The organism is Halobacillus seohaensis, from assembly GCF_042663045.1.
Taxonomy (GTDB): Bacteria; Bacillota; Bacilli; order Bacillales; family Halobacillaceae; genus Halobacillus_A; species Halobacillus_A seohaensis.
Genome location: NZ_JBHSZV010000013.1, coordinates 89,581 through 109,033, shown reverse-complemented (window position 1 = coordinate 109,033; position 19,453 = coordinate 89,581). Strand labels below are relative to the sequence as shown.

Annotated in this window: 23 protein-coding genes; all 23 read left to right on the top strand. The window is 37.5% G+C overall.

Annotated elements, in window-relative coordinates:
- Nucleotides 1-2 precede the first annotated feature (2 nt).
- The 23 genes from fliG (at nt 3) to ACFQIC_RS04910 (ending at nt 19,447) form a co-directional block, all read left to right on the top strand.
- Nucleotides 3-1,016: a flagellar motor switch protein FliG gene (gene fliG / locus ACFQIC_RS05020; protein ID WP_204707822.1), complete on the top strand. Its 1,014-nt coding sequence runs from the start codon at nt 3-5 to the stop codon at nt 1,014-1,016.
- Entirely contained in the window at nt 1,009-1,767 is a 759-nt protein-coding gene (gene fliH, locus ACFQIC_RS05015) for a flagellar assembly protein FliH (protein ID WP_204707821.1), read from the top strand. The genes fliG and fliH overlap by 8 nt, the downstream gene beginning before the upstream one ends.
- Nucleotides 1,760-3,067: a flagellar protein export ATPase FliI gene (gene fliI / locus ACFQIC_RS05010; protein ID WP_204707820.1), complete on the top strand. Its 1,308-nt coding sequence runs from the start codon at nt 1,760-1,762 to the stop codon at nt 3,065-3,067. Before fliH ends, fliI begins: the two co-directional genes overlap by 8 nt.
- A 13-nt stretch (nt 3,068-3,080) precedes the next feature.
- On the top strand, nt 3,081-3,530 hold the full coding sequence (gene fliJ / locus ACFQIC_RS05005; protein WP_204707819.1) for a flagellar export protein FliJ: 450 nt from the start codon (nt 3,081-3,083) through the stop codon (nt 3,528-3,530).
- Between the two features lie 4 nt (nt 3,531-3,534).
- Nucleotides 3,535-4,116, top strand: coding sequence for a MotE family protein (locus ACFQIC_RS05000; RefSeq protein ID WP_204707818.1), 582 nt, complete (start codon nt 3,535-3,537; stop codon nt 4,114-4,116).
- Between the two features lie 30 nt (nt 4,117-4,146).
- Complete coding sequence (locus ACFQIC_RS04995) at nt 4,147-5,628, top strand: flagellar hook-length control protein FliK (protein WP_204707817.1); 1,482 nt, start codon at nt 4,147-4,149, stop codon at nt 5,626-5,628.
- 10 nt (nt 5,629-5,638) lie between these two features.
- A complete protein-coding gene (gene flgD / locus ACFQIC_RS04990; RefSeq protein ID WP_204707816.1) occupies nt 5,639-6,079 on the top strand; it encodes a flagellar hook assembly protein FlgD in 441 nt (146 codons plus the stop codon).
- A 20-nt stretch (nt 6,080-6,099) separates the two neighbouring features.
- A complete protein-coding gene (locus ACFQIC_RS04985; RefSeq protein WP_204707815.1) occupies nt 6,100-6,471 on the top strand; it encodes a TIGR02530 family flagellar biosynthesis protein in 372 nt (123 codons plus the stop codon).
- A gap of 82 nt (nt 6,472-6,553) precedes the next feature.
- Nucleotides 6,554-7,588 carry a flagellar hook-basal body complex protein gene (locus tag ACFQIC_RS04980; protein WP_204707814.1) on the top strand — a complete coding sequence of 345 codons (1,035 nt, stop codon included), beginning with the start codon at nt 6,554-6,556 and terminating at the stop codon, nt 7,586-7,588.
- A gap of 46 nt (nt 7,589-7,634) precedes the next feature.
- A complete protein-coding gene (locus ACFQIC_RS04975) occupies nt 7,635-7,856 on the top strand; it encodes a flagellar FlbD family protein (RefSeq protein WP_204707813.1) in 222 nt (73 codons plus the stop codon).
- A complete protein-coding gene (gene fliL, locus ACFQIC_RS04970; protein WP_204707812.1) occupies nt 7,846-8,265 on the top strand; it encodes a flagellar basal body-associated protein FliL in 420 nt (139 codons plus the stop codon). The genes ACFQIC_RS04975 and fliL overlap by 11 nt, the downstream gene beginning before the upstream one ends.
- A 49-nt stretch (nt 8,266-8,314) precedes the next feature.
- Nucleotides 8,315-9,316 carry a flagellar motor switch protein FliM gene (gene fliM / locus ACFQIC_RS04965; protein ID WP_204707811.1) on the top strand — a complete coding sequence of 334 codons (1,002 nt, stop codon included), beginning with the start codon at nt 8,315-8,317 and terminating at the stop codon, nt 9,314-9,316.
- Nucleotides 9,306-10,499: a flagellar motor switch phosphatase FliY gene (fliY, locus tag ACFQIC_RS04960; RefSeq protein WP_204707810.1), complete on the top strand. Its 1,194-nt coding sequence runs from the start codon at nt 9,306-9,308 to the stop codon at nt 10,497-10,499. Before fliM ends, fliY begins: the two co-directional genes overlap by 11 nt.
- Nucleotides 10,500-10,523: 24 nt before the next feature.
- On the top strand, nt 10,524-10,886 hold the full coding sequence (locus tag ACFQIC_RS04955) for a response regulator (RefSeq protein ID WP_204707809.1): 363 nt from the start codon (nt 10,524-10,526) through the stop codon (nt 10,884-10,886).
- A gap of 16 nt (nt 10,887-10,902) precedes the next feature.
- Nucleotides 10,903-11,562 (top strand): flagellar biosynthetic protein FliO, encoded by a 660-nt coding sequence (locus tag ACFQIC_RS04950; protein ID WP_204707808.1) that lies wholly within the window; start codon nt 10,903-10,905, stop codon nt 11,560-11,562.
- Entirely contained in the window at nt 11,559-12,224 is a 666-nt protein-coding gene (gene fliP / locus ACFQIC_RS04945) for a flagellar type III secretion system pore protein FliP (RefSeq protein ID WP_204707807.1), read from the top strand. Before ACFQIC_RS04950 ends, fliP begins: the two co-directional genes overlap by 4 nt.
- Before the next feature lie 22 nt (nt 12,225-12,246).
- Nucleotides 12,247-12,516 (top strand): flagellar biosynthesis protein FliQ, encoded by a 270-nt coding sequence (gene fliQ, locus ACFQIC_RS04940; RefSeq protein ID WP_204707806.1) that lies wholly within the window; start codon nt 12,247-12,249, stop codon nt 12,514-12,516.
- A 2-nt stretch (nt 12,517-12,518) separates the two neighbouring features.
- A complete protein-coding gene (gene fliR, locus ACFQIC_RS04935) occupies nt 12,519-13,298 on the top strand; it encodes a flagellar biosynthetic protein FliR (protein ID WP_204707805.1) in 780 nt (259 codons plus the stop codon).
- A 3-nt stretch (nt 13,299-13,301) separates the two neighbouring features.
- On the top strand, nt 13,302-14,387 hold the full coding sequence (gene flhB, locus ACFQIC_RS04930; protein ID WP_204707804.1) for a flagellar biosynthesis protein FlhB: 1,086 nt from the start codon (nt 13,302-13,304) through the stop codon (nt 14,385-14,387).
- Between the two features lie 18 nt (nt 14,388-14,405).
- Nucleotides 14,406-16,439, top strand: coding sequence for a flagellar biosynthesis protein FlhA (gene flhA / locus ACFQIC_RS04925; protein WP_204707803.1), 2,034 nt, complete (start codon nt 14,406-14,408; stop codon nt 16,437-16,439).
- Entirely contained in the window at nt 16,436-17,539 is a 1,104-nt protein-coding gene (gene flhF, locus ACFQIC_RS04920) for a flagellar biosynthesis protein FlhF (protein WP_204707802.1), read from the top strand. Before flhA ends, flhF begins: the two co-directional genes overlap by 4 nt.
- The gene (locus ACFQIC_RS04915; RefSeq protein ID WP_390216972.1) at nt 17,472-18,386 is read left to right on the top strand and encodes a MinD/ParA family protein; all 915 of its coding nucleotides are present in this window, start codon (nt 17,472-17,474) and stop codon (nt 18,384-18,386) included. The genes flhF and ACFQIC_RS04915 overlap by 68 nt, the downstream gene beginning before the upstream one ends.
- An 8-nt stretch (nt 18,387-18,394) precedes the next feature.
- Nucleotides 18,395-19,447, top strand: coding sequence for a protein-glutamate methylesterase/protein-glutamine glutaminase (locus tag ACFQIC_RS04910; RefSeq protein ID WP_204708020.1), 1,053 nt, complete (start codon nt 18,395-18,397; stop codon nt 19,445-19,447).
- Nucleotides 19,448-19,453: the final 6 nt, after the last annotated feature.

The window sequence follows — 19,453 nt, the reverse complement described above, 5'->3', positions numbered from 1 at the left end:
AATTGGCCTATCAACAAGCGGGGTTATCAGGAAAGCAGAGGGCAGCTCTTCTGCTTATCTCTCTCGGCCCAGATGTCGCTGCCCAAGTATATAAGCATTTAACAGAAGAAGAAATGGAACAACTTACATTAGAAATCTCTTCCGTGCAAAAAGTAGATGCTAAACAAAAAGAAGAAGTTTTAGAGCAATTTCATCAAATTGCAATTGCACAGGAGTATATATCCCAGGGTGGTATTGGATACGCAAAGACAGTTTTAGAAAAAGCCTTAGGTGACCAAGAAGCTTCTAACATAATTGGAAGGCTAACATCATCATTACAAGTAAAACCTTTTGATTTTGCTCGTAAAGCAGATCCTAATCAAATTTTGAATTTTATTCAAAATGAGCATCCTCAGACGATTGCTCTTGTACTATCTTATTTGGATGCCACGCAATCAGGACAAATCTTGTCAGAGCTTCCTCAAGAGTTGCAAGCTGACGTAGCCAGAAGAATAGCAACTATGGATTCCACTTCCCCTGAGATTATTAGTCAAGTTGAAAACATATTAGAGAAAAAGCTTTCTACAACTGTTACTCAAGATTATACAGAAACTGGCGGAATTCAAGCTGTAGTTGAAGTTCTAAATGGAGTAGATCGTAGTACAGAACGTACGATTTTGGACGCCCTTGAAATCCAGGATCCTGAACTTGCAGAAGAAATTAAGAAACGAATGTTTGTATTTGAGGATATTGTCACCCTTGATAAGCGAGCAATTCAACGAGTGATTCGAGAAGTGGAAAACGAGGATCTTCGCTTGTCACTTAAAGTTTCCAGTGATGAAGTAAAAGAGCTAGTATTCAGTAATATGTCTGAAAGAATGTCTGAAACATTTAAAGAAGAAATGGAAATAATGGGTCCGGTTCGTTTACGTGATGTAGAAGAATCGCAGACAAGAGTGGTATCCACTATTCGAAGACTAGAAGATGTGGGGGAAATTGTTATAGCACGTGGTGGAGGAGATGACATCATTGTCTAATAACAGCACTAATACAAGTAGCCGTTTAATTGAAATTAAACCTGTTCATCTTCCTAAAGAAGAGCTAGACACTGAAGTTGTTGACCTAGAGGAAAAGTCGCAATTAGCGGAAAAAATGATAGATGAAGCCAAGGAAAAAGCTAAGGATGTAGAGGCGAAGGCATCCCATAAATTACAAGAAGCTCAAGGCGAGATTCAGCAACAAAAAGAAGTTTGGCAACAAGAGAAAGAAGAGTTGCAAGAAAAAGCAAAAGAAGCAGGATTTCAAGCAGGATTCCAAGAGGGCGAACGAAAGGGTTTTCAGCAATATAGCGATAAATTAGAGGAAGCCAATGATCTAATTGCTATGGCTACTAAAGATTACCATTCAACTGTAGCTTCAAGCGAAGAGACTATTATGGACATTGCGGTGAAAAGTGCTGAAAAAATTCTGAACCATGAGTTAACAACAGTGCATACTTCCTTGGTTGAAGTTGTTAAAAAGGCTATTGAGGAAGTGCAAGGACAACCTGAAATCGTTCTTAATGTACATCCTGAGGACTATCCGATTATCCACTCACAAAAAAGTGAGTTGGATTCAATCACAGAATTCAACTCAACACTAAGGATTTATATGAAAGAAAGCATAGAAAGATTCGGCTGTATTATTGAATCCCCCTTTGGGCAGATCAATGCAGGGGTTGGCCCTCAATTACAAGAGCTAAGAGAAAAACTTTACCAGTTGGTGCAAGAGGAGAAGTTGGATGAATAAACAACTCTACTTAAATGTTATTGAGGAAACGGATACATATAAACGATATGGCAAAGTCCATCGTGTCGTGGGGTTAATGATTGAATCTAAAGGCCCTGTTGCTTCGATCGGTGATTTGTGTTTTATTCATACACCTTCAGAATCGAATAAGAAAATTGCTGCTGAGGTTGTTGGGTTCCATCATGAGAATTTGTTGCTCATGCCTTATTTAGAAATTAAAGAAATCGGACCTGGAAGTTTAGTGGAAGCTACAGGGGAGCCGCTACAAATTAAAGCAGGACTTGGCTTGATCGGACAAGTTTTAAACTCTATGGGACAGCCACTTGATGAGCAAAAATTACCTAAAGGGTTGAAAACTCATCCAACTGATCAAAAACCTCCTAATCCACTGGAAAGACCTACAATTAAGGAACCTATTCAAGTGGGGGTACGTCCGATTGACTCGCTGCTGACAGTTGGCAAAGGACAGCGTATTGGGATCTTTGCTGGTAGTGGGGTTGGAAAAAGTACGTTGCTTGGTATGATTTCCAGAAATAGTTCAGCAGACGTCAATGTTATTGCACTAATTGGTGAACGAGGACGAGAGGTAAGAGAATTCATTGAAAACGATCTCGGCCCTGAAGGGTTAAAACGATCTGTAGTGATTGTTGCTACATCTGATCAGCCCGCTTTAATGAGAGTGAAAGGGGCTTACACAGCGACTGCCATAAGCGAATATTTTCGGGAACAAGGTTATAACGTCAACCTTTTAATGGATTCCGTTACTAGATTCGCAATGGCCCAACGAGAAATTGGTTTAGCAACAGGAGAGCCACCGACTACGAAAGGTTACACTCCTTCAGTCTTTGCAACACTGCCTAAATTACTAGAACGCACAGGTACAAGCAAAGAAGGATCAATCACAGCTTTTTACACGGTGTTAGTAGATGGGGATGATTTGAATGAACCGATTTCAGATACGGTACGAGGAATATTGGATGGTCATTTTGTTCTAGACCGTAAATTAGCTGAACAAGGACGCTTTCCAGCTATTAATATTCTGAAATCTATTAGTAGGGTAATGAACCAAATTACAGATTCAAAGCACAAACAATTCGCTGAACAACTAAGAGCATTATTAGCTACTTACGAAGAAAATAATGAATTGATACAAATTGGTGCTTATAAACGAGGGAGTAGCCGCGAGGTTGATGAAGCCATCCAATACTACCCTTCGATCATTAACTTTCTAAAACAAGGTGTTCATGAAGAATCTAGCTTTGAAAAGTCGGTTGAATCCCTAAAGCAATTATTTTCTTAGGAGGTTTTGATTAATGACCAGCCTACAAACTTTCCATAAGATAAAAGATTTACAAGATCGAGAAAAAAAAACGAAGCAGAAGATCTACCAAGAACAAGTAGACCAATTCGAAACGGTTGCTACACAATTATTTGAAGTCTTAAAAGAGAAAGAAAAGGCTGAGGAAAAGTTTCAAGAAGAACTTAAGAAAGCTACAGTCCAAGCCCAATCTTTTATATTACATGAACAATATATCGAACAACTAGATTACAATATAAATTTACTTCAGCCAAAGGTTCAACAAGCAAGAAGTGAAATGGAAAAAGCTCATCAAAATTTTTCATCAGCTTATATTGAGGTGAAAAAGTATGAAAAATTGATTGAAAATAAAAGGGTTAAACGGGAGTTGTGGATGAAGTCTGAAGAAAACAAATCTATGGATGAGCTATCCACAAGACAGTATTTAAATTACAAGAACAGGTGATCAGATGGCAAAGAAGAAGAAAAATAACCAGAGTAATCGAATGCAATGGTTTTTTCTAGTCATTGTTGTTCCGACAATATTCGCTCTCACTCTAACTCTCGTTGTTCTTACTTTTATGGGGGTTAACGTATTTGATAGAGCAGAGAACTATGCTAATAAGATTCCTGGCGTTTCAAGTATAGTATCTACTTCAGAAGAAAAAGATGCCCAGCGTGAAACTGATCAATTAGAAGCGACGATAGAAGATAATAATGCTGAGATCGACCAGTTAGAAAGTGAAATTAATAATAAAGATGCAACTATTGATGACTTAAATCAAACTATTGCAAAACTTGAGTCAGAGGTTGAGTCAGCATTGGAAGTAGAGGAAAGCGTTGATAGTGAAGATAATCGTGCTACAGATATGGCTCAATCCTTTCAAGAAATGGATGAAGAAGAAGCGGCTCCTATCATAGAAAATATGGAGGACACACTAGCTGTTTCTCTTCTGGCACAAATTAAAAGTGAAGAACGTGGAGCAATTTTAGGTGTGATGGACCCTGAGGTTGCAGCGAGATTAACAAGTTTAATGACTGACACTAACTAAAAACACTTATTTGAAAGGAGGTGAGAATTAATGGACATGATGCAACTTTTATCTTCAACGCCTAAAAATGGTCTTAGCCAGATAGGGAATGCTTCTGGGAAAATAACCAACGATGCTAAGTTAGTAAAAGCATTTGAAAACTTATTGCAAGGAGAATTGGGTGAAGCAACTGATGTTAAGAAATTGCTATCAGAAGTAAAGGATGCTTTGAAAAATCTAGGAATCTCTCTTAATGAAAATAGTTCAGAGGGCGAATTAGCAAAGCTTCTTCAAGGGTTAGAACAGATTGTTGATACAGAATTTAACAACGATCTACCTAAAGAACTTCTTAATGCAATGGAACAGATTGATTCTAGTGATGTTGAGAGGTGGAAAAGTGAAGGTCTACCAGAGGAACTTCAAAGTTTACTTCAATTAGAGCAGAAAGAATTACTAAATATAAGTGAAGCTGATAAGGAAAAATTAGCAGAAGGCTTAGAAGTAATTATCCAGCAATTGGAGAAAATGCAGAAGAAATCAAACACGGACGTCATTCAAATGAATCTATCTAACGTACCTATTGATTTAAATGTCAATTCAGCTAAAAATCTGAAAATTGAAGAAGGTTCTTCCATGAAAGAACAACTACAAAAGCTATGGCAAAGATTCGAACAAATTTCGGGCAGGTTAACTAATGAAACTGCAGGACAACAACAGAAGATATCAGAGTCATTCGATCAAAAAACAATGCTTCAGCTAAAGCAAGTTTTAGAACAAATGACAAAGGTAGCCAGCCAGAGTAAAAATATAAGTGCTTTTAAAGAAACATTAGCTCAAATTAGCAAGCAAGGAAGCACCGAACAACAGCAACTCTTTTCCGGCTTAATGAAAAACTTCTCAAATAGAAAGTCTATGCCTGCAAGTTATAACCAACAAATGCCTATTAGTAGTAAAGATATTTCAAAATGGGTTTCTCAGGCCCTAACACAATCGTCTCAGGGAGATCAGTCTGCAACAGCTCAAGCAACTAATTTTTCATCAGCTATGGCTAAGGTCGAACAATATGTGATTCACATGAACTCCAATCAGTCACAGCCTGTGATGCAAAATCAAATGATGGAACAATTAGAACAATTGGTTAAATCAAATCGGATGTTCCAAAATAATGCGGGACAAACAGAAATGAATATTCGATTGAAACCCCAACATTTGGGCGATATGACGGTCAGGCTCGTTCAAATGAACGGAGAGATGACTGTGAAATTAATGGTGACATCCCAGGCCGCTAAAGACATGTTGGAAAGTAACATGAATCAGTTGAGACATATGTTTTCACCACAGCAAGTAGTCGTGGACAAAACTGAATTAGCCTCTGGTCAAAACTTATTTTCCCAAGAAGATAAGGACACAGGAAACTCTGAAGAACAAAGTCAATCATCTAAACAACAAAATAACGAACAATCTTCAGATGAATCCTTAGAAGATGAGGATGAACTGTCGTTTGAAGAAATACTACTCAATGAGAAAGCGTAGGTGAGGTAAGTTGACGAGTATTGATCCAAGCTATTATTTAAGTAATCAATCAACCCAAAAGTCAGGAAGTAGTGATCTTGGCAAAGACGAATTTTTGAAAATTTTAATGGCTCAGCTGCAAAACCAAAACCCTCTAGATCCAATGAAAGATAAAGAGTTTGTTTCTCAAATGGCTCAGTTCTCTAGTTTAGAACAAATGACCAATATGTCCTCCATAATGGAAAACTTCACTAATAATCAAGGTGCTATGCCAGTCATCCAATATAGCGGCTTAATTGGAAAAGAAGTAACTTTCCCAGTGTATAACGAAGAAACAGGAATCGTTGAAGAACATCAAGAGGGCAAAGTCAAATCTGTCAGCCAAGAAAACGGGGAAGCATTTCTTATATTAGATAATGAGAAGAAAATTCCGGTCGAAGAGATAACAAAAGTAACCGAAGCTAACGAGTAAAATAGAAAGAAGTGGTGGTCATGAATCCTCGTATTCATCAGTTACATCAGCCACAACCTTTACCTCATCATACAAAAGCTAAGCAAAGTCAGGAAGCTTCATTTAAAGAAGCTTTTAATGAAGCTAAATCCAATGCGTTACAGGTGAGCAAACACGCTCAAGAGAGGTTAAGGGATCGTAACATAAATATAGATAACCAAAAGTGGAAACAGATTTCTAGTAAGATGTCCGAAGCAAAGTCCAAGGGTGTGACGGATTCATTAGTGTTGTTAAAAGATGCAGCTCTCGTCGTAAGTACAAAAAATAATATGGTAGTAACGGCTATGAATAAGGAAGACACGAATTCACACATATTTACGAATATCAACGGTACCATTATTCTCGATGATTAGGCTGGACCCATGAAAGGGAGGCCTATAAAGCTTACTAACTGACTGATGTAAGCTAAATTAATTAGGAAGGAATGATAGCAATATGCTACGTTCAATGTATTCAGGAATTTCCGGAATGAAAGGTTTTCAAACATCACTTGATACGATTGGTAATAACATTGCAAACGTTAATACAACAGGGTATAAAAAGGGTCGTGTGTCCTTTCAAGATATGATGAGTCAAACCGTTTCAAGTGCACAAGGAGCCATTGAAGGTGATGATGGGAATTTACGTGGAGGAATCAACCCTTCACAAGTCGGGCTCGGTTCACAAATTGGTACGATTGACAATATCCATACGCAAGGAAATCGGCAAACAACAGATCGCCCCCTGGATTTATCGCTTGAAGGCGACGGAATGTTTATGCTGGCGGAAGGTACTGCAGATACAGGAATTGATACAAATGAAAAAGCTTTTGATAATATCGACGAATTGAATACAACGTTCACAAGAGCTGGTAATTTCTATTTAGATAATGATGGAGCGATTGTGAACGCTGATGGTAAGTATTTAGTTGGTGAATCTTATGGTTACAATCAAAATGATAATGGTGATTATCTTGAGGAAAACGGTAACGACGTTATTCAGGATGACGATAATACTAATGTTACTAATGAAGAGGATGCAATGCGTATTACTAATCCTTATTCATTACAAGAGCCAGGTGTTATTACCATCCCAGAGAGTGCTCAAAGTTTTAGTATTCAAACGGATGGAACGGTGCAATTTGTAAACGCCCAAGGAAACCCTCAAACAGCAGGACAAGTAAGACTGGCTAATTTTTCTAACCCGGGAGGTTTAGAAAAATTAGGATCTAACACCTTTCAAAACACTGATAATGGTGGGATGATGATCGATGATGCTGCTGGAGCTGGAGCTCTCGAAGCATTAGGGCTTTTTACTGCGGGTGAGAGTGGTACCGGACAAATGGTTTCTGGTGCATTAGAAATGTCCAACGTAGATTTAGCCGAATCGTTCACATCGATGATTACAGCACAGCGTGGCTTTCAGGCAAACACAAGAATTATTACAACCTCAGATGAAATTTTACAAGAACTAGTGAACTTAAAACGATAATAAAGGAGGGAGGAGAGCTCTTGTATGAGAGCTCTCCCACACCTATATGATTTCATTAACGAGGCTAAATGGAGAGATCTTTTGGTTTAACCCCATATACATAGAAAAAATTCAATGTAATCCGGATACGACGATCACGACAACTCAAGGGAAAAACTTTGTCGTTAAAGATGACCATGAGAAAGTAATTAAGGATATGAAACGGTTTTATCGGGAAATAGGCTTGTTGAGAATCGTAAACAAGGCAGGTGAAGAGAATGAAAAATAATGTATTTCGAACGATGCTCATTGTACTTGGAACGTTAACGATTTTAGGTGGAGTTGCACTTGTTCTCGTTTTAAACTTATCTGATAGTGAAGCGGAAGGCGAACGTAGCATTGATGAAATCCGTGAAGCATCATTGACGACAGAAGAAATCACTACAGACCTTAAAAGTGGCGATTTCCTCCGCATTAGCTTTCGAATTGTTACGAATAGTAATGAGGCCCTTGAGGAGTTGGAAAAACGGGATTTTCAAATGAAAAATATTTTAATAAAGGAACTTGCTTCTATGGAAGGAGAAGATTTCCAAACGGGGCTGGATAACGTAGAAACAGACTTAAAACTTAAGCTAAATGAGTTTATGAGTGAAGGACAAATAACGGATGTATATACCGTTAAGAAAGTACTCCAGTAATGTTTTTTCTGAATTATAGATTGATTGGTTTACAGGTGGAGGTGAAAATTTGGCAGAAGAAGTATTATCCCAAACAGAAATAGACTCGTTACTCTCTGCTATATCTACAGGCGAAATGGATGCTGAGGATTTAAAAGTTGAAGATAATGAAAAGAAAGTTCGGGTTTACGATTTTAAAAGAGCTTTACGTTTTTCTAAAGATCAAATCCGAAGTTTATCAAGAATTCATGAGAACTTTGCCCGGTTATTAACGACATACTTTTCAGCTCAGCTTAGGACGTATGTCAATATTAGTGTGGCTTCTGTTGACCAACTTCCTTACGAAGAATTTATACGTTCGATACCAACAATGACGATTTTAAATATTTTTAGTGTTCCACCATTAGATGGACGAATTATCTTAGAGACAAATCCGAACATTGCGTATGCGATGTTAGATCGTGTCCTTGGTGGTAAAGGAAGCAGTGTTAATAAAGTTGAGAATTTAACAGAAATTGAAACGACGATCATGACTCAACTTTTTGAAAATGCTCTAGGGAATTACCAGGAAGCCTGGGGGTCGATTGTTGATATTGATCCTATTCTTGAGGAGTTAGAAGTGAATCCTCAATTTTTACAAATGGTTTCACCGAACGAAACAGTAGTAGTTGTATCGTTAAATACTTCGATTGGTGAAGCTAGTGGGATGATTAATATTTGTATTCCTCATGTTGTGTTAGAGCCAATTATCCCGAAACTTTCTGTCCACTATTGGATGCAAAACCAACAGCCTAAGGAAAGTGACCCAGAGGAATTGAAGGCCTTATCGAATACGATTAAACAGGCAAAGGTAGATGTGCGAGCAATCCTTGGGGAGGCAGATATGTCGATTGAGGAATTTTTGAAGTTAAATCAAGAGGATGTCATTCGACTAGATCAATTGATTGATGATCCGCTGACGCTGCGAGTAGATGAAGAGGAGAAATTCCATATACAGCCAGGTAAAATAAATAATAAATTGGCTGTGCAAGTATTAAATGAATACCAAGGGGGTGCCGAATATGATGAGTGATGACATGTTATCTCAAGACGAAATAGATGCACTATTAGGCGGAGACAATGATAACAAGAATGACAATAGTGAACTTAATAAAACAGAAGAACAGCCTTCGAATATTAATATAGAAGACTATATTTCGAAACTAGAAGAGGATGCTCTTGGTGAAATTGGCAACATTTCTTTTAGTAGTTCAGCTACAGCCTTATCCTCTTTGCTAAATCAAAAAGTTGAAATAACGACTCCATCAATTTCTATTGTTAAGCGTCCACAGTTAAATGGAGAGTTTCCTAAACCTCATGTAGCCATAAACGTAAACTATACTGATGGTTTCTCAGGTGAAAATATGCTTGTTATTAAAAGTCAGGATGCTGCAATAATTGCTGATTTAATGTTAGGGGGAGATGGCACAAGTCCTTCTGAAGACCTAAATGAAATCCATTTGAGCGCTGTCCAAGAAGCTATGAACCAAATGATGGGCTCAGCGGCAACAAGCATGTCGACTGTTTTTAATAAAAAGGTGGATATTACTCCTCCTACTATTAACGTGCTTAACTTAGTAGAAGATGAGGGGCAGGAACAAATTCCTGAGGATGAAGTACTGATAAAAGTTTCGTTCAACTTAAGGGTAGGATCGTTAATTGATTCTAGTATAATGCAACTTTTGCCCGTTGAATTTGCTAAAGAAATGGTAGATGAGTTATTAAATCCTCCAGAAAATGAAGAAGAAAAACCATCGACTCCACCCGTTGAATCTAAGTCACAAGCTAAAGAAAAACCAACTGCTTCAAAAGAGTCCAAGCAGCAGACGGAAGATAGCTCTTCATTAGAAAAAGATCCGCAACTGTTAGGAGGAGCTGGTGGACAACAATTAGATAATTCAACTGTTCAATCAGCTCAATTTTCCAATTTTGAAAATATCCAATTAAGTAGTAAAGAACAGCGGAACCTTGATATGTTAATGGATATTCCGTTAAAAGTGACAGTTGAATTAGGTAGGACGAAACGGACAATTAGGGAGATTTTAGACCTCTCTTCTGGATCCGTTGTAGAGCTTGATAAATTAGCAGGTGAACCTGTAGATATTCATGTGAATGAAAAACTTATGGCAAAAGGTGAAGTTGTCGTCATCGACGAAAACTTCGGTGTGAGGGTAACTGATATTTTAAATGCGAAAGATCGTTTGAAAAATTTATAATTATTAAATTAGGAGGAATTAACGATGGCAGAAAGTATTTTAATTGTTGATGATGCAGCATTTATGAGAATGATGGTAAAAGACATTTTAACGAAAAACGGGTATGAAATTGCAGGAGAAGCAGAGGATGGCCAAAAGGCTGTTGAACTTTATAAAGAGCATGAGCCCGACCTTGTAACAATGGATATTACCATGCCGGAGATGGATGGCATTACAGCATTGAAAAAAATAAAGGCTCACTATCCTGACGCTAAAATTATCATGTGTTCAGCAATGGGGCAGCAAGCTATGGTCGTTGATGCTATTCAAGCAGGGGCAAAAGATTTTATAGTTAAACCATTTCAAGCTGACCGCGTAATTGAAGCAATACAAAAAGCACTTAATTAAAAGAGTAGGGATTTAAATGTTACAAAAAGCCATTCAATGGACGGCCACACTATTAATTGCATATATCTTCATCTTTTCATTTGGAACGAGCGCTTTAGCAAGCCCATCCGTTACTGAATGTGCTGAAAATCCAGAGTTAGAGGGGTGTAGTTCTGAAGAATCTACTAACGAGAATGAAACCTCTCCTGAACAGTCTGTTCCAATGGCTGATTCAGGAGATAACCCTTCTATGCTTTGGAATATTATAAAACTTATATTTGCATTGCTTTTGGTTTTAGCTCTTATTTATGGATTACTTAAATTTTTTAATAAAAGAAATAAAGTTTTTCAGAAAAACCGAACGATGGAAACTCTAGGAGGTATAACACTTGCACCTAGTCGCTCGATGCAAGCGGTGCGAATTGGTGACAAAGTATTTGTTGTTGGAGTTGGAGATTCTGTTGAATTGATTACAGAAATTACAGATGACGCTACAAAGGAAAGTCTTATGAATCAAGAGGAACAACAGGACTTTATTAATAAAGGCATTAAACGAATTAGGCCGAAAAAAAAGCAAGATGATAGTTCAATAAACCAATCGTCAACCGTACAATTCCAACAATTATTTGAAAAGCAACTGAGTGATATGAAAAAGAAACGACAGCGGATTGTGAAGAGGGAGGATGATCAGTCTTGAATGAATTTGTTGACATTTTCTCTGGCTCTAATCCTGAAGACGTAGCTACATCCGTTCGATTGCTGTTGCTATTAACGGTATTATCTCTAGCACCTGGAATTTTAATTTTAATGACTAGTTTTACAAGAATTCTCATTGTGCTTTCTTTTGTACGGACTTCTTTAGCCACTCAACAGATGCCGCCAAACCAAGTGCTCGTTGGTATTGCTTTGTTTTTAACGTTCTTTATAATGGCACCGACATTTCAAGAAGTAAATGATCAAGCTTTAACGCCACTATTTAATGAAGAGATTACTTTAGATGAAGCTTATGAAGAAGCGAGTATACCAATGAAGGAGTTCATGGCAAAACATACCAGACAAAAGGATTTGTCATTGTTTATGGGCTACTCTGAAATGGAAGCGCCAGAAACGGTCCAGGATATTCCGTTAACAACCCTTGTGCCTGCTTTTGCAATTAGCGAATTAAAAACAGCCTTCCAAATGGGTTTTATGATATTTGTTCCTTTTTTAGTTATTGATATGGCAGTAGCTAGTGTTCTTATGTCGATGGGGATGATGATGTTACCACCTGTCATGATCTCTTTACCATTTAAAATCTTGCTCTTCGTGCTGGTCGATGGATGGTACTTAATTTCCAAATCGTTGTTGGAAGGATTCTAAATGGGTAAGGGGGTCAATAGGCATGACAAGTGAAATAGTTCTATCATTTGCGAAGGAAGGAATCTATACTGTTTTACTCGTTTCCGGTCCTCTATTAATACTAGCATTAGCTGTTGGTTTGCTTGTTAGTATATTTCAAGCAACCACACAAATTCAGGAACAAACTCTAGCTTTTATTCCAAAGATTGTATCTGTGCTCATAGGTCTGATTTTTTTTGGTCCTTGGATGTTAACAACTATGGTGCAATTTACAGTTCATGTGTTTGAGAACTTGAACATGTTGGTTGGGTAAAGATGTTAAATTATATAAGCGAAATTAATTTGCCTGCATTTTTACTTATTTTTGTAAGGGTGACATCTTTTTTTGTAACCCTACCGATTTTCTCTTATCGAAATCTACCTACACAACACAAAATTGGCTTTAGCTTTTTTTTGGCTGCACTAATGTATTTTACGATCGATATACCTGAACTTACAGTTGATGAGAACTATTTCTTGTTGCTTTTTAAAGAAGCTGCCATTGGAATTTCCGTTGGGTTAATGGCTTATATAATTTTGGCTGCTATACAAATTGCTGGTGGATTTATTGATTTCCAAATGGGATTTGCGATTGCTAATGTCATAGATCCGCAAACAGGGGTTCAAAGCCCTTTAATCGGACAATACATGTATACAATTACCATGCTCTTTATTTTAGCTGTGAATGGTCATCATCTGATGATAGACGGTGTTTTTTATAGCTATGAATTGATTCCAATAGACCAACTGATTCCACTACAAGATGAGTCCTGGATTTTATATATTATTGATTCATTTAATCAAATGTTTATCATTGCATTTTTAATGGCTACTCCAATTGTTGGTTGTTTATTCTTAGTTGACGTTGCGCTAGGCATTATTGCTCGTACTGTTCCACAGCTTAACGTGTTTGTCGTCGGTTTACCTTTAAAAATCTTTGTAGCTTTATTTGTTTTAGTCATTGCTATGACCTTTTATATCATGTTGATACAAAACTTATTTGAAAACATGTTAGAAACAATGCAAGGGCTCATGCAGTTATTTGGAGGGGGATAGCGTATGCGTTGGATCACACTAGACCTACAATATTTTGCTGCAGATGAGAAAACAGAGGAAGCAACGCCAAAGAAACAAAAGGACACTCGTAATAAGGGACAAGTACCAAAAAGTCAGGATGTAAATACTGGTTTCCTGTTGCTAATGGTGTTTGGCGGATTATATTTATTAGGTGGGCAATTGAAAAATGCTATGAAGAATATGTATAGTAAATCTTTTCAGGAATACATTCACTGGGAATTAACAACCGATAATGTGGCCACTGTGTTTTTGGAAGCAACGGCAGAGATGGCAATGGTCATGGCTCCAATTATGGGTATTGCCATGATAGCTGGTATATCTTCTAACCTTTTACAAGTAGGAATCCTTTTTACCGGAGAACCTTTGAAATTTGATTTAAAAAAATTAGATCCAATTAAAGGGGCAAAGCGGATATTTTCTGCTCGTGCACTCGTTGAGCTAGTTAAATCATTACTGAAAATTTCAGTTGTTGGAGTAATCACATTTACAATTATATGGGCGAATAAAGATCAAATGATGTTAATGTCGCAAAAATCGGTCGAAGTTGCTCTCGTCTTTTTTGGGAATATTACGATTTTGATGGGATTGGCATCAGGGTTAGCCCTTTTACTTCTTTCTACGATTGATTATGTTTATCAACGATATGATCATGAAAAAAATATTCGGATGTCAAAAAAAGATGTTAAAGATGAGCATAAGAATATGGAAGGGGATCCCCAGATCAAATCAAAGATTAAAGAAAAGCAAAGGCAAATGTCAGCAGCTCGGATGATGAGTGAGGTACCAGATGCTGATGTTGTGATTACCAACCCTACCCACTTTGCGATTGCGATAAAATACAATGAAGAAAAATCTGATGCTCCCCTTGTTGTTGCAAAAGGTGTCGATTTTATCGCACAAAAGATCAAAGAGGTGGCCAAGGCTAATGATGTCATGATGGTAGAAAATCGATCTTTAGCAAGAGCATTGTATCAAGAGTCAGAAATAGACCAACCCATTGATGAACAGTTTTTTAAAGCAGTAGCAGAAATTTTAGCTTATGTTTATCGATTAGAGAAAAAAGTGTAGAACTAAGGAGTGACCCACATGTCAGCAAGAGATTTATCCGTATTATTAGGTGTCATTTTAATTATTGTAATGCTTGTCATACCATTGCCTGGGTGGCTTCTTAGTTTCTTAATTTTAATTAACATAACGTTGGCACTAACTGTTATTTTAGTTACTATGAATATGGAAGAAGCACTGCAATTTGCTGTATTTCCAACATTATTGCTATTGCTTACCTTATTTCGACTAGGTCTAAATGTTTCAACCACGCGTTCGATCTTATCCGAAGGGGATGCTGGAGGAGTAGTCGAAACATTTGGAACGTTTGTTATCGGAGGTAATCCCCTTGTTGGGTTTGTTGTCTTTGTTATTTTAGTAATCATTCAATTTTTAGTTATTACAAAAGGTGCCGAAAGAGTGTCGGAAGTTGCTGCTCGTTTTACACTAGACGCTATGCCAGGAAAACAAATGAGTATAGATGCAGATTTAAATGCGGGTATGATTAACGAACATCAAGCTAAAGAACGTAGAGAAAAGATTGAAAACGAAGCAGACTTTTACGGTGCCATGGATGGTGCTAGTAAGTTTGTTAAAGGGGACGCAATAGCTGGAATCATTATTGTACTTATGAATATTATTTTTGGCTTAATTATAGGTATGGTCCAAATGGGAATGTCCTTTAATGAAGCAATTGATACATATATGAGACTTACTGTGGGGGATGGACTTGTCAGCCAAATACCTGCACTGTTAATTTCTACCGCGACAGGGATAGTAGTGACACGTGTGGCTTCACAAGGAAACCTTGGGTCTGATGTAACCAGTCAGCTGTTAAGGTATCCAAAGCTCTTGTACATCGCGGGAGGTACTATATTTTTATTAGGTTTAACGCCAATACCTTTTTTCTTAACAACTTTAATCTCATCAGGTTTAATATTTGGTGGATATTGGTTATCAAGGGTTGACGAAGAGCCTGAAGAGGAAGAGCCAGAAGAAGTAGATGAAGCGGAAAGTGATCAAATGAAATCATCGAATAATGTCGTTAACTTAATTAGTATGGACCCTGTAGAATTTGAGTTTGGTTATGCATTAATTCCAATAGCTGATACGAGCCAGGGTGGGGATCTTCTTGATCGTATCGTAATGATTCGTCGACAATTAGCTATTGAATTAGGTATTGTTATTCCGGTTGTAAGAATTCGAGATAATATCCAACTTGGACCTAATGAATATCGCTTAAAAATTAAAGGTGATCAGGTCGCTAAAGGAGAGTTGCTCCTTGATCATTATTTAACAATGAGTCCGGGAATGGAAGATGATGAAATTGATGGCATTGAAACGACAGAACCTGCTTTTGGTTTACCAGCCAAATGGATTACAGAAGATTTAAAAGATGAAGCAGAGCTTTCTGGTTATACCGTTGTTGACCCACCTTCTGTTGTATCCACTCATATAACTGAAGTCATAAAAAAGAATGCCTATCAGTTATTAGGACGCCAAGAAACCCAACAGCTTATTGACCATTTAAAAGAATCTTATCCTATTTTAGTAGATGAAGTAACTCCGGAGCCTTTATCTATAGGGGATGTGCAAAAGGTATTAGCTAAATTGTTAAAAGAAAATGTATCGGTTAAAAATCTGCCGGTCATTTTTGAGACCTTAGCTGATTTCGGAAAGATGACAAATGATACGGACTTATTAGCCGAATATGCTAGACAAGCTCTGGCTTCTCAAATTACCAATCAATACCAAAATGAGGGCCAAAGCTTAAGGGTGATCACGGTTTCTGGTAAAATCGAAAAATTAATTGCTGATCACGTCCAGCAAACAGAGCATGGTAGTTATTTATCTTTAGATCCTGATTCACAACAGTCAATAATTAAAGCAGTTTCAGAGCAAGTGGACCAAGTTTCACTACAGGAGGAAATGGCTATTTTGTTATGTTCTCCAGCTGTAAGGATGTATGTAAAGCAATTGCTAGATCGTTTTTTTCCTCAAGTTGTGGTCTTGTCTTACAATGAGCTCGATCCTAATGCAGAGGTAGAAAGTGTAGGGGTGGTGAATGTTACATGAAGGTAAAAAAGTTTCAAGGACCTTCGATGCCTGAAGTTATGAAAAAAGTCAAAAAGAATTTAGGGAATGATGCCGTGATCTTAAACTCTAAAGAAATTAAAACTGGTGGATTTCTAGGCATGTTTAAAAAAACGCAAACTGAAGTGATTGCGGCGATTGACCCTGTTCCGGATAAAGGAAAGTTGGAAACTACATCACCTAAACGAGAACCTCAACTTACTAGTAGCGAAAGTGAAGGTGTTGTTCGGGAAATTAGACAATTAAAGGCAATGATTCAACAGCAATCCTCTTCGGAATCTGACTCTACTTCTTTAGATCGAATGCATAAACATTTGCTAGATCAAGAGTTAGACGAAGAGATTTGTCAAGATATAAAGCATTTATTATTAGGGGAATTTTCAGAACTCTCCTTTGAGCAATTAAGTGAAGAACAGGTCCATCTAAGCACATACAATCACTTAATAAAGCAATTAGAAAATATAGCGATTGGTGATCACTCTTTTACTAAGAAGTTTGTTCATCTTGTAGGGCCTACAGGTGTAGGAAAAACAACAACTGTAGCCAAGCTCGCTGCAGATGCTGTTTTAAATAAGAATTTAAAGGTCGGATTTATTACTACCGATACGTATCGAATTGCGGCGATTGATCAGTTGAAAACCTATGCAAAAATTCTAGATATTCCGTTAGAAGTAGCCTATAACTTAGATGATTATATGGAAGCACGAGCGAAATTTGATGACTATGATCTTGTTTTTATAGATACGGCTGGACGAAATTTCAGGGATTCCCAATATGTAAGTGAGCTCAAGAAAATGATCAATTTCAACGAAAACACAGAAACTTATTTAGTGCTTTCACTTACATCAAAATATCAGGATATGCTAGAGATCTTCCATCAATTTAATCAAGTTCCAATAGAAAGACTAATTTTCACTAAAAGTGATGAAACGTCTAGGATTGGAGGCGCTTTAAGTTTAGCGGTTACTAACAATATCGGGATTGCCTATATTACCTACGGTCAGGATGTTCCTGATGACATTGATCAAGCAGATTCCGGCAAGCTTATTCGCTCTGTTACTGAGGGATTCTCTTATGAATGATCAGGCTGAACAACTAAGGAACCGCCTGAAAAACCACGTGCCGCACACTAGAGCTAAGACGATAGCGATTGCGAGTGGAAAAGGTGGTGTCGGAAAATCAAACTTTACGATTAACTTTGCTTTAAAGTTGATCGAACAACAAAAAAAAGTTTTGATTATGGATTTTGATATCGGGATGGGGAACATAGATATTCTACTTGGAGTTTCACCACATCACTCTTTCGTAGATTTGTTTAAACAGAATACTTCTATTAAAGACATTATTGAAGAGGGCCCCCATAATCTTTCTTATATTGCTGGCGGTTCAGGATTATCAGAGATCTTCAATTTAGATGAGCAAAAATATCACTATTTTCATTATCAATTTGAACAGTTAGTCGCCATGTATGATTATATTCTTTTTGATATGGGGGCAGGTGCAACAGAGGATAGTTTACTTCTGATGAGCGCTGCTGAGGAAGTCGTTCTAGTAACAACACCAGAACCCACTTCCATAACCGATGCATACGCAATGCTAAAGCATTTAGTAAACAATGATTCACAGGTGGAAATACAAGTTCTGACCAACCGTTCGATTAGTAAACAGTCAGCCAAAGATACGTTTGAAAGATTGAATATGGTAGCTAATAAGTTTTTAGACAAAAGGGTTCATTACCTAGGAACGATCCCTGACGATCGAATGGTTTTTGAATCGGTTTTAAATCAAATTCCTTTTGTTATAAGTCATCCTAAAAGTGCTGCAAGTAAAGCGGTTCATTCAATAGTAGAAGGTTACTTAAATGAGCCAAAACAAAGCAGAGACGAATCTTTCCTATCAAAGTTAAGGCGTTTTGTACGAGAGAGGTAGAATTCATGATGAAAAATGTAAAAGTTTTAGTAGTTGATGATTCAGCGTTTATGAGGAAAGTGCTATCTGATATTCTCAACAATGATCCTCGCATTGATGTTGTGGGTACGGCTAGAAATGGTGAAGACGGAGTTTCTAAAGCTATCGAACTTGAACCTGATGTTGTAACACTAGATATAGAAATGCCTAAGATGAATGGCTTAGAAGCTTTAGAAAGATTGATGAAAGAGAAACCAATGCCTGTAGTGATGGTGTCGAGTTTAACAAGTGAAGGTGCAGAAAGTACGGTTCAAGCGATAACTCTCGGTGCTGTTGACTTTATTTTAAAACCCTCGGGTTCAATTTCCCTTGATATAAACAAAATGGAACATGTCATTGTTCGAAAAATTATCATAGCAAGCAAAGCTAATGTGTTAAAGAGTCTTAGCAGTAACAAGAATTCCAATGTAAATCCAGTACCACTTAGAACAGAATCCACGAATAAAAAAACTGTAGTGGCGGTAGGAACTTCTACTGGTGGACCTCGTGCTTTGCAAGCTGTTTTAACTACATTACCTAAGGATCTAGGTGTTCCTGTTGTCATTGTTCAACATATGCCCAAGGGATTTACTCAATCATTGGCTAATCGACTCAATCAGCTTTCGGAGATTACCGTAAAAGAAGCTGAACATGGGGAGCCCTTAACAAAAGGGATTGCGTACATTGCTCCTGGTGATTACCACATGGGAATAGTAGTAGAAGAAGCAGGCGATCTCAAGATAGAACTAGAACAAAGTCCTCCTCAAAGTGGACATCGACCGTCTGTTAACCATCTCTATCAGTCCCTTTCAACTCTTGATTTGTATACCATCGCTGTTGTAATGACAGGTATGGGAGCTGATGGCACTGAAGGACTTATTCAACTGAAAAATCAAGAATCAAGTACATATGTTATAGCCGAATCAGAAGAAACATCGATCGTATTTGGAATGCCAAGAGCTGTTATTACATCAAAACTTGCCAATGAAGTAGTTCCTGTCGATAAAATAAGTGAGAGCATTTTAAAAGCGATTTATATATAGGGGGAC

Excerpts from the sequence above, each read along its gene's own strand:
- fliI (WP_204707820.1), top strand. The coding sequence starts at position 1,760 with ATGAATAAACAACTCTACTTAAATGTTATTGAGGAAACGGATACATAT.
- fliJ (WP_204707819.1), top strand. The coding sequence starts at position 3,081 with ATGACCAGCCTACAAACTTTCCATAAGATAAAAGATTTACAAGATCGA.
- ACFQIC_RS05000 (WP_204707818.1), top strand. The coding sequence starts at position 3,535 with ATGGCAAAGAAGAAGAAAAATAACCAGAGTAATCGAATGCAATGGTTT.
- ACFQIC_RS04995 (WP_204707817.1), top strand. The coding sequence starts at position 4,147 with ATGGACATGATGCAACTTTTATCTTCAACGCCTAAAAATGGTCTTAGC.
- ACFQIC_RS04985 (WP_204707815.1), top strand. The coding sequence starts at position 6,100 with ATGAATCCTCGTATTCATCAGTTACATCAGCCACAACCTTTACCTCAT.
- ACFQIC_RS04980 (WP_204707814.1), top strand. The coding sequence starts at position 6,554 with ATGCTACGTTCAATGTATTCAGGAATTTCCGGAATGAAAGGTTTTCAA.
- ACFQIC_RS04975 (WP_204707813.1), top strand. The coding sequence starts at position 7,635 with ATGATTTCATTAACGAGGCTAAATGGAGAGATCTTTTGGTTTAACCCC.
- fliL (WP_204707812.1), top strand. The coding sequence starts at position 7,846 with ATGAAAAATAATGTATTTCGAACGATGCTCATTGTACTTGGAACGTTA.
- fliY (WP_204707810.1), top strand. The coding sequence starts at position 9,306 with ATGATGAGTGATGACATGTTATCTCAAGACGAAATAGATGCACTATTA.
- ACFQIC_RS04955 (WP_204707809.1), top strand. The coding sequence starts at position 10,524 with ATGGCAGAAAGTATTTTAATTGTTGATGATGCAGCATTTATGAGAATG.
- ACFQIC_RS04950 (WP_204707808.1), top strand. The coding sequence starts at position 10,903 with ATGTTACAAAAAGCCATTCAATGGACGGCCACACTATTAATTGCATAT.
- fliQ (WP_204707806.1), top strand. The coding sequence starts at position 12,247 with ATGACAAGTGAAATAGTTCTATCATTTGCGAAGGAAGGAATCTATACT.
- fliR (WP_204707805.1), top strand. The coding sequence starts at position 12,519 with ATGTTAAATTATATAAGCGAAATTAATTTGCCTGCATTTTTACTTATT.
- flhB (WP_204707804.1), top strand. The coding sequence starts at position 13,302 with ATGCGTTGGATCACACTAGACCTACAATATTTTGCTGCAGATGAGAAA.
- flhA (WP_204707803.1), top strand. The coding sequence starts at position 14,406 with ATGTCAGCAAGAGATTTATCCGTATTATTAGGTGTCATTTTAATTATT.
- flhF (WP_204707802.1), top strand. The coding sequence starts at position 16,436 with ATGAAGGTAAAAAAGTTTCAAGGACCTTCGATGCCTGAAGTTATGAAA.
- ACFQIC_RS04915 (WP_390216972.1), top strand. The coding sequence starts at position 17,472 with ATGACATTGATCAAGCAGATTCCGGCAAGCTTATTCGCTCTGTTACTG.
- ACFQIC_RS04910 (WP_204708020.1), top strand. The coding sequence starts at position 18,395 with ATGAAAAATGTAAAAGTTTTAGTAGTTGATGATTCAGCGTTTATGAGG.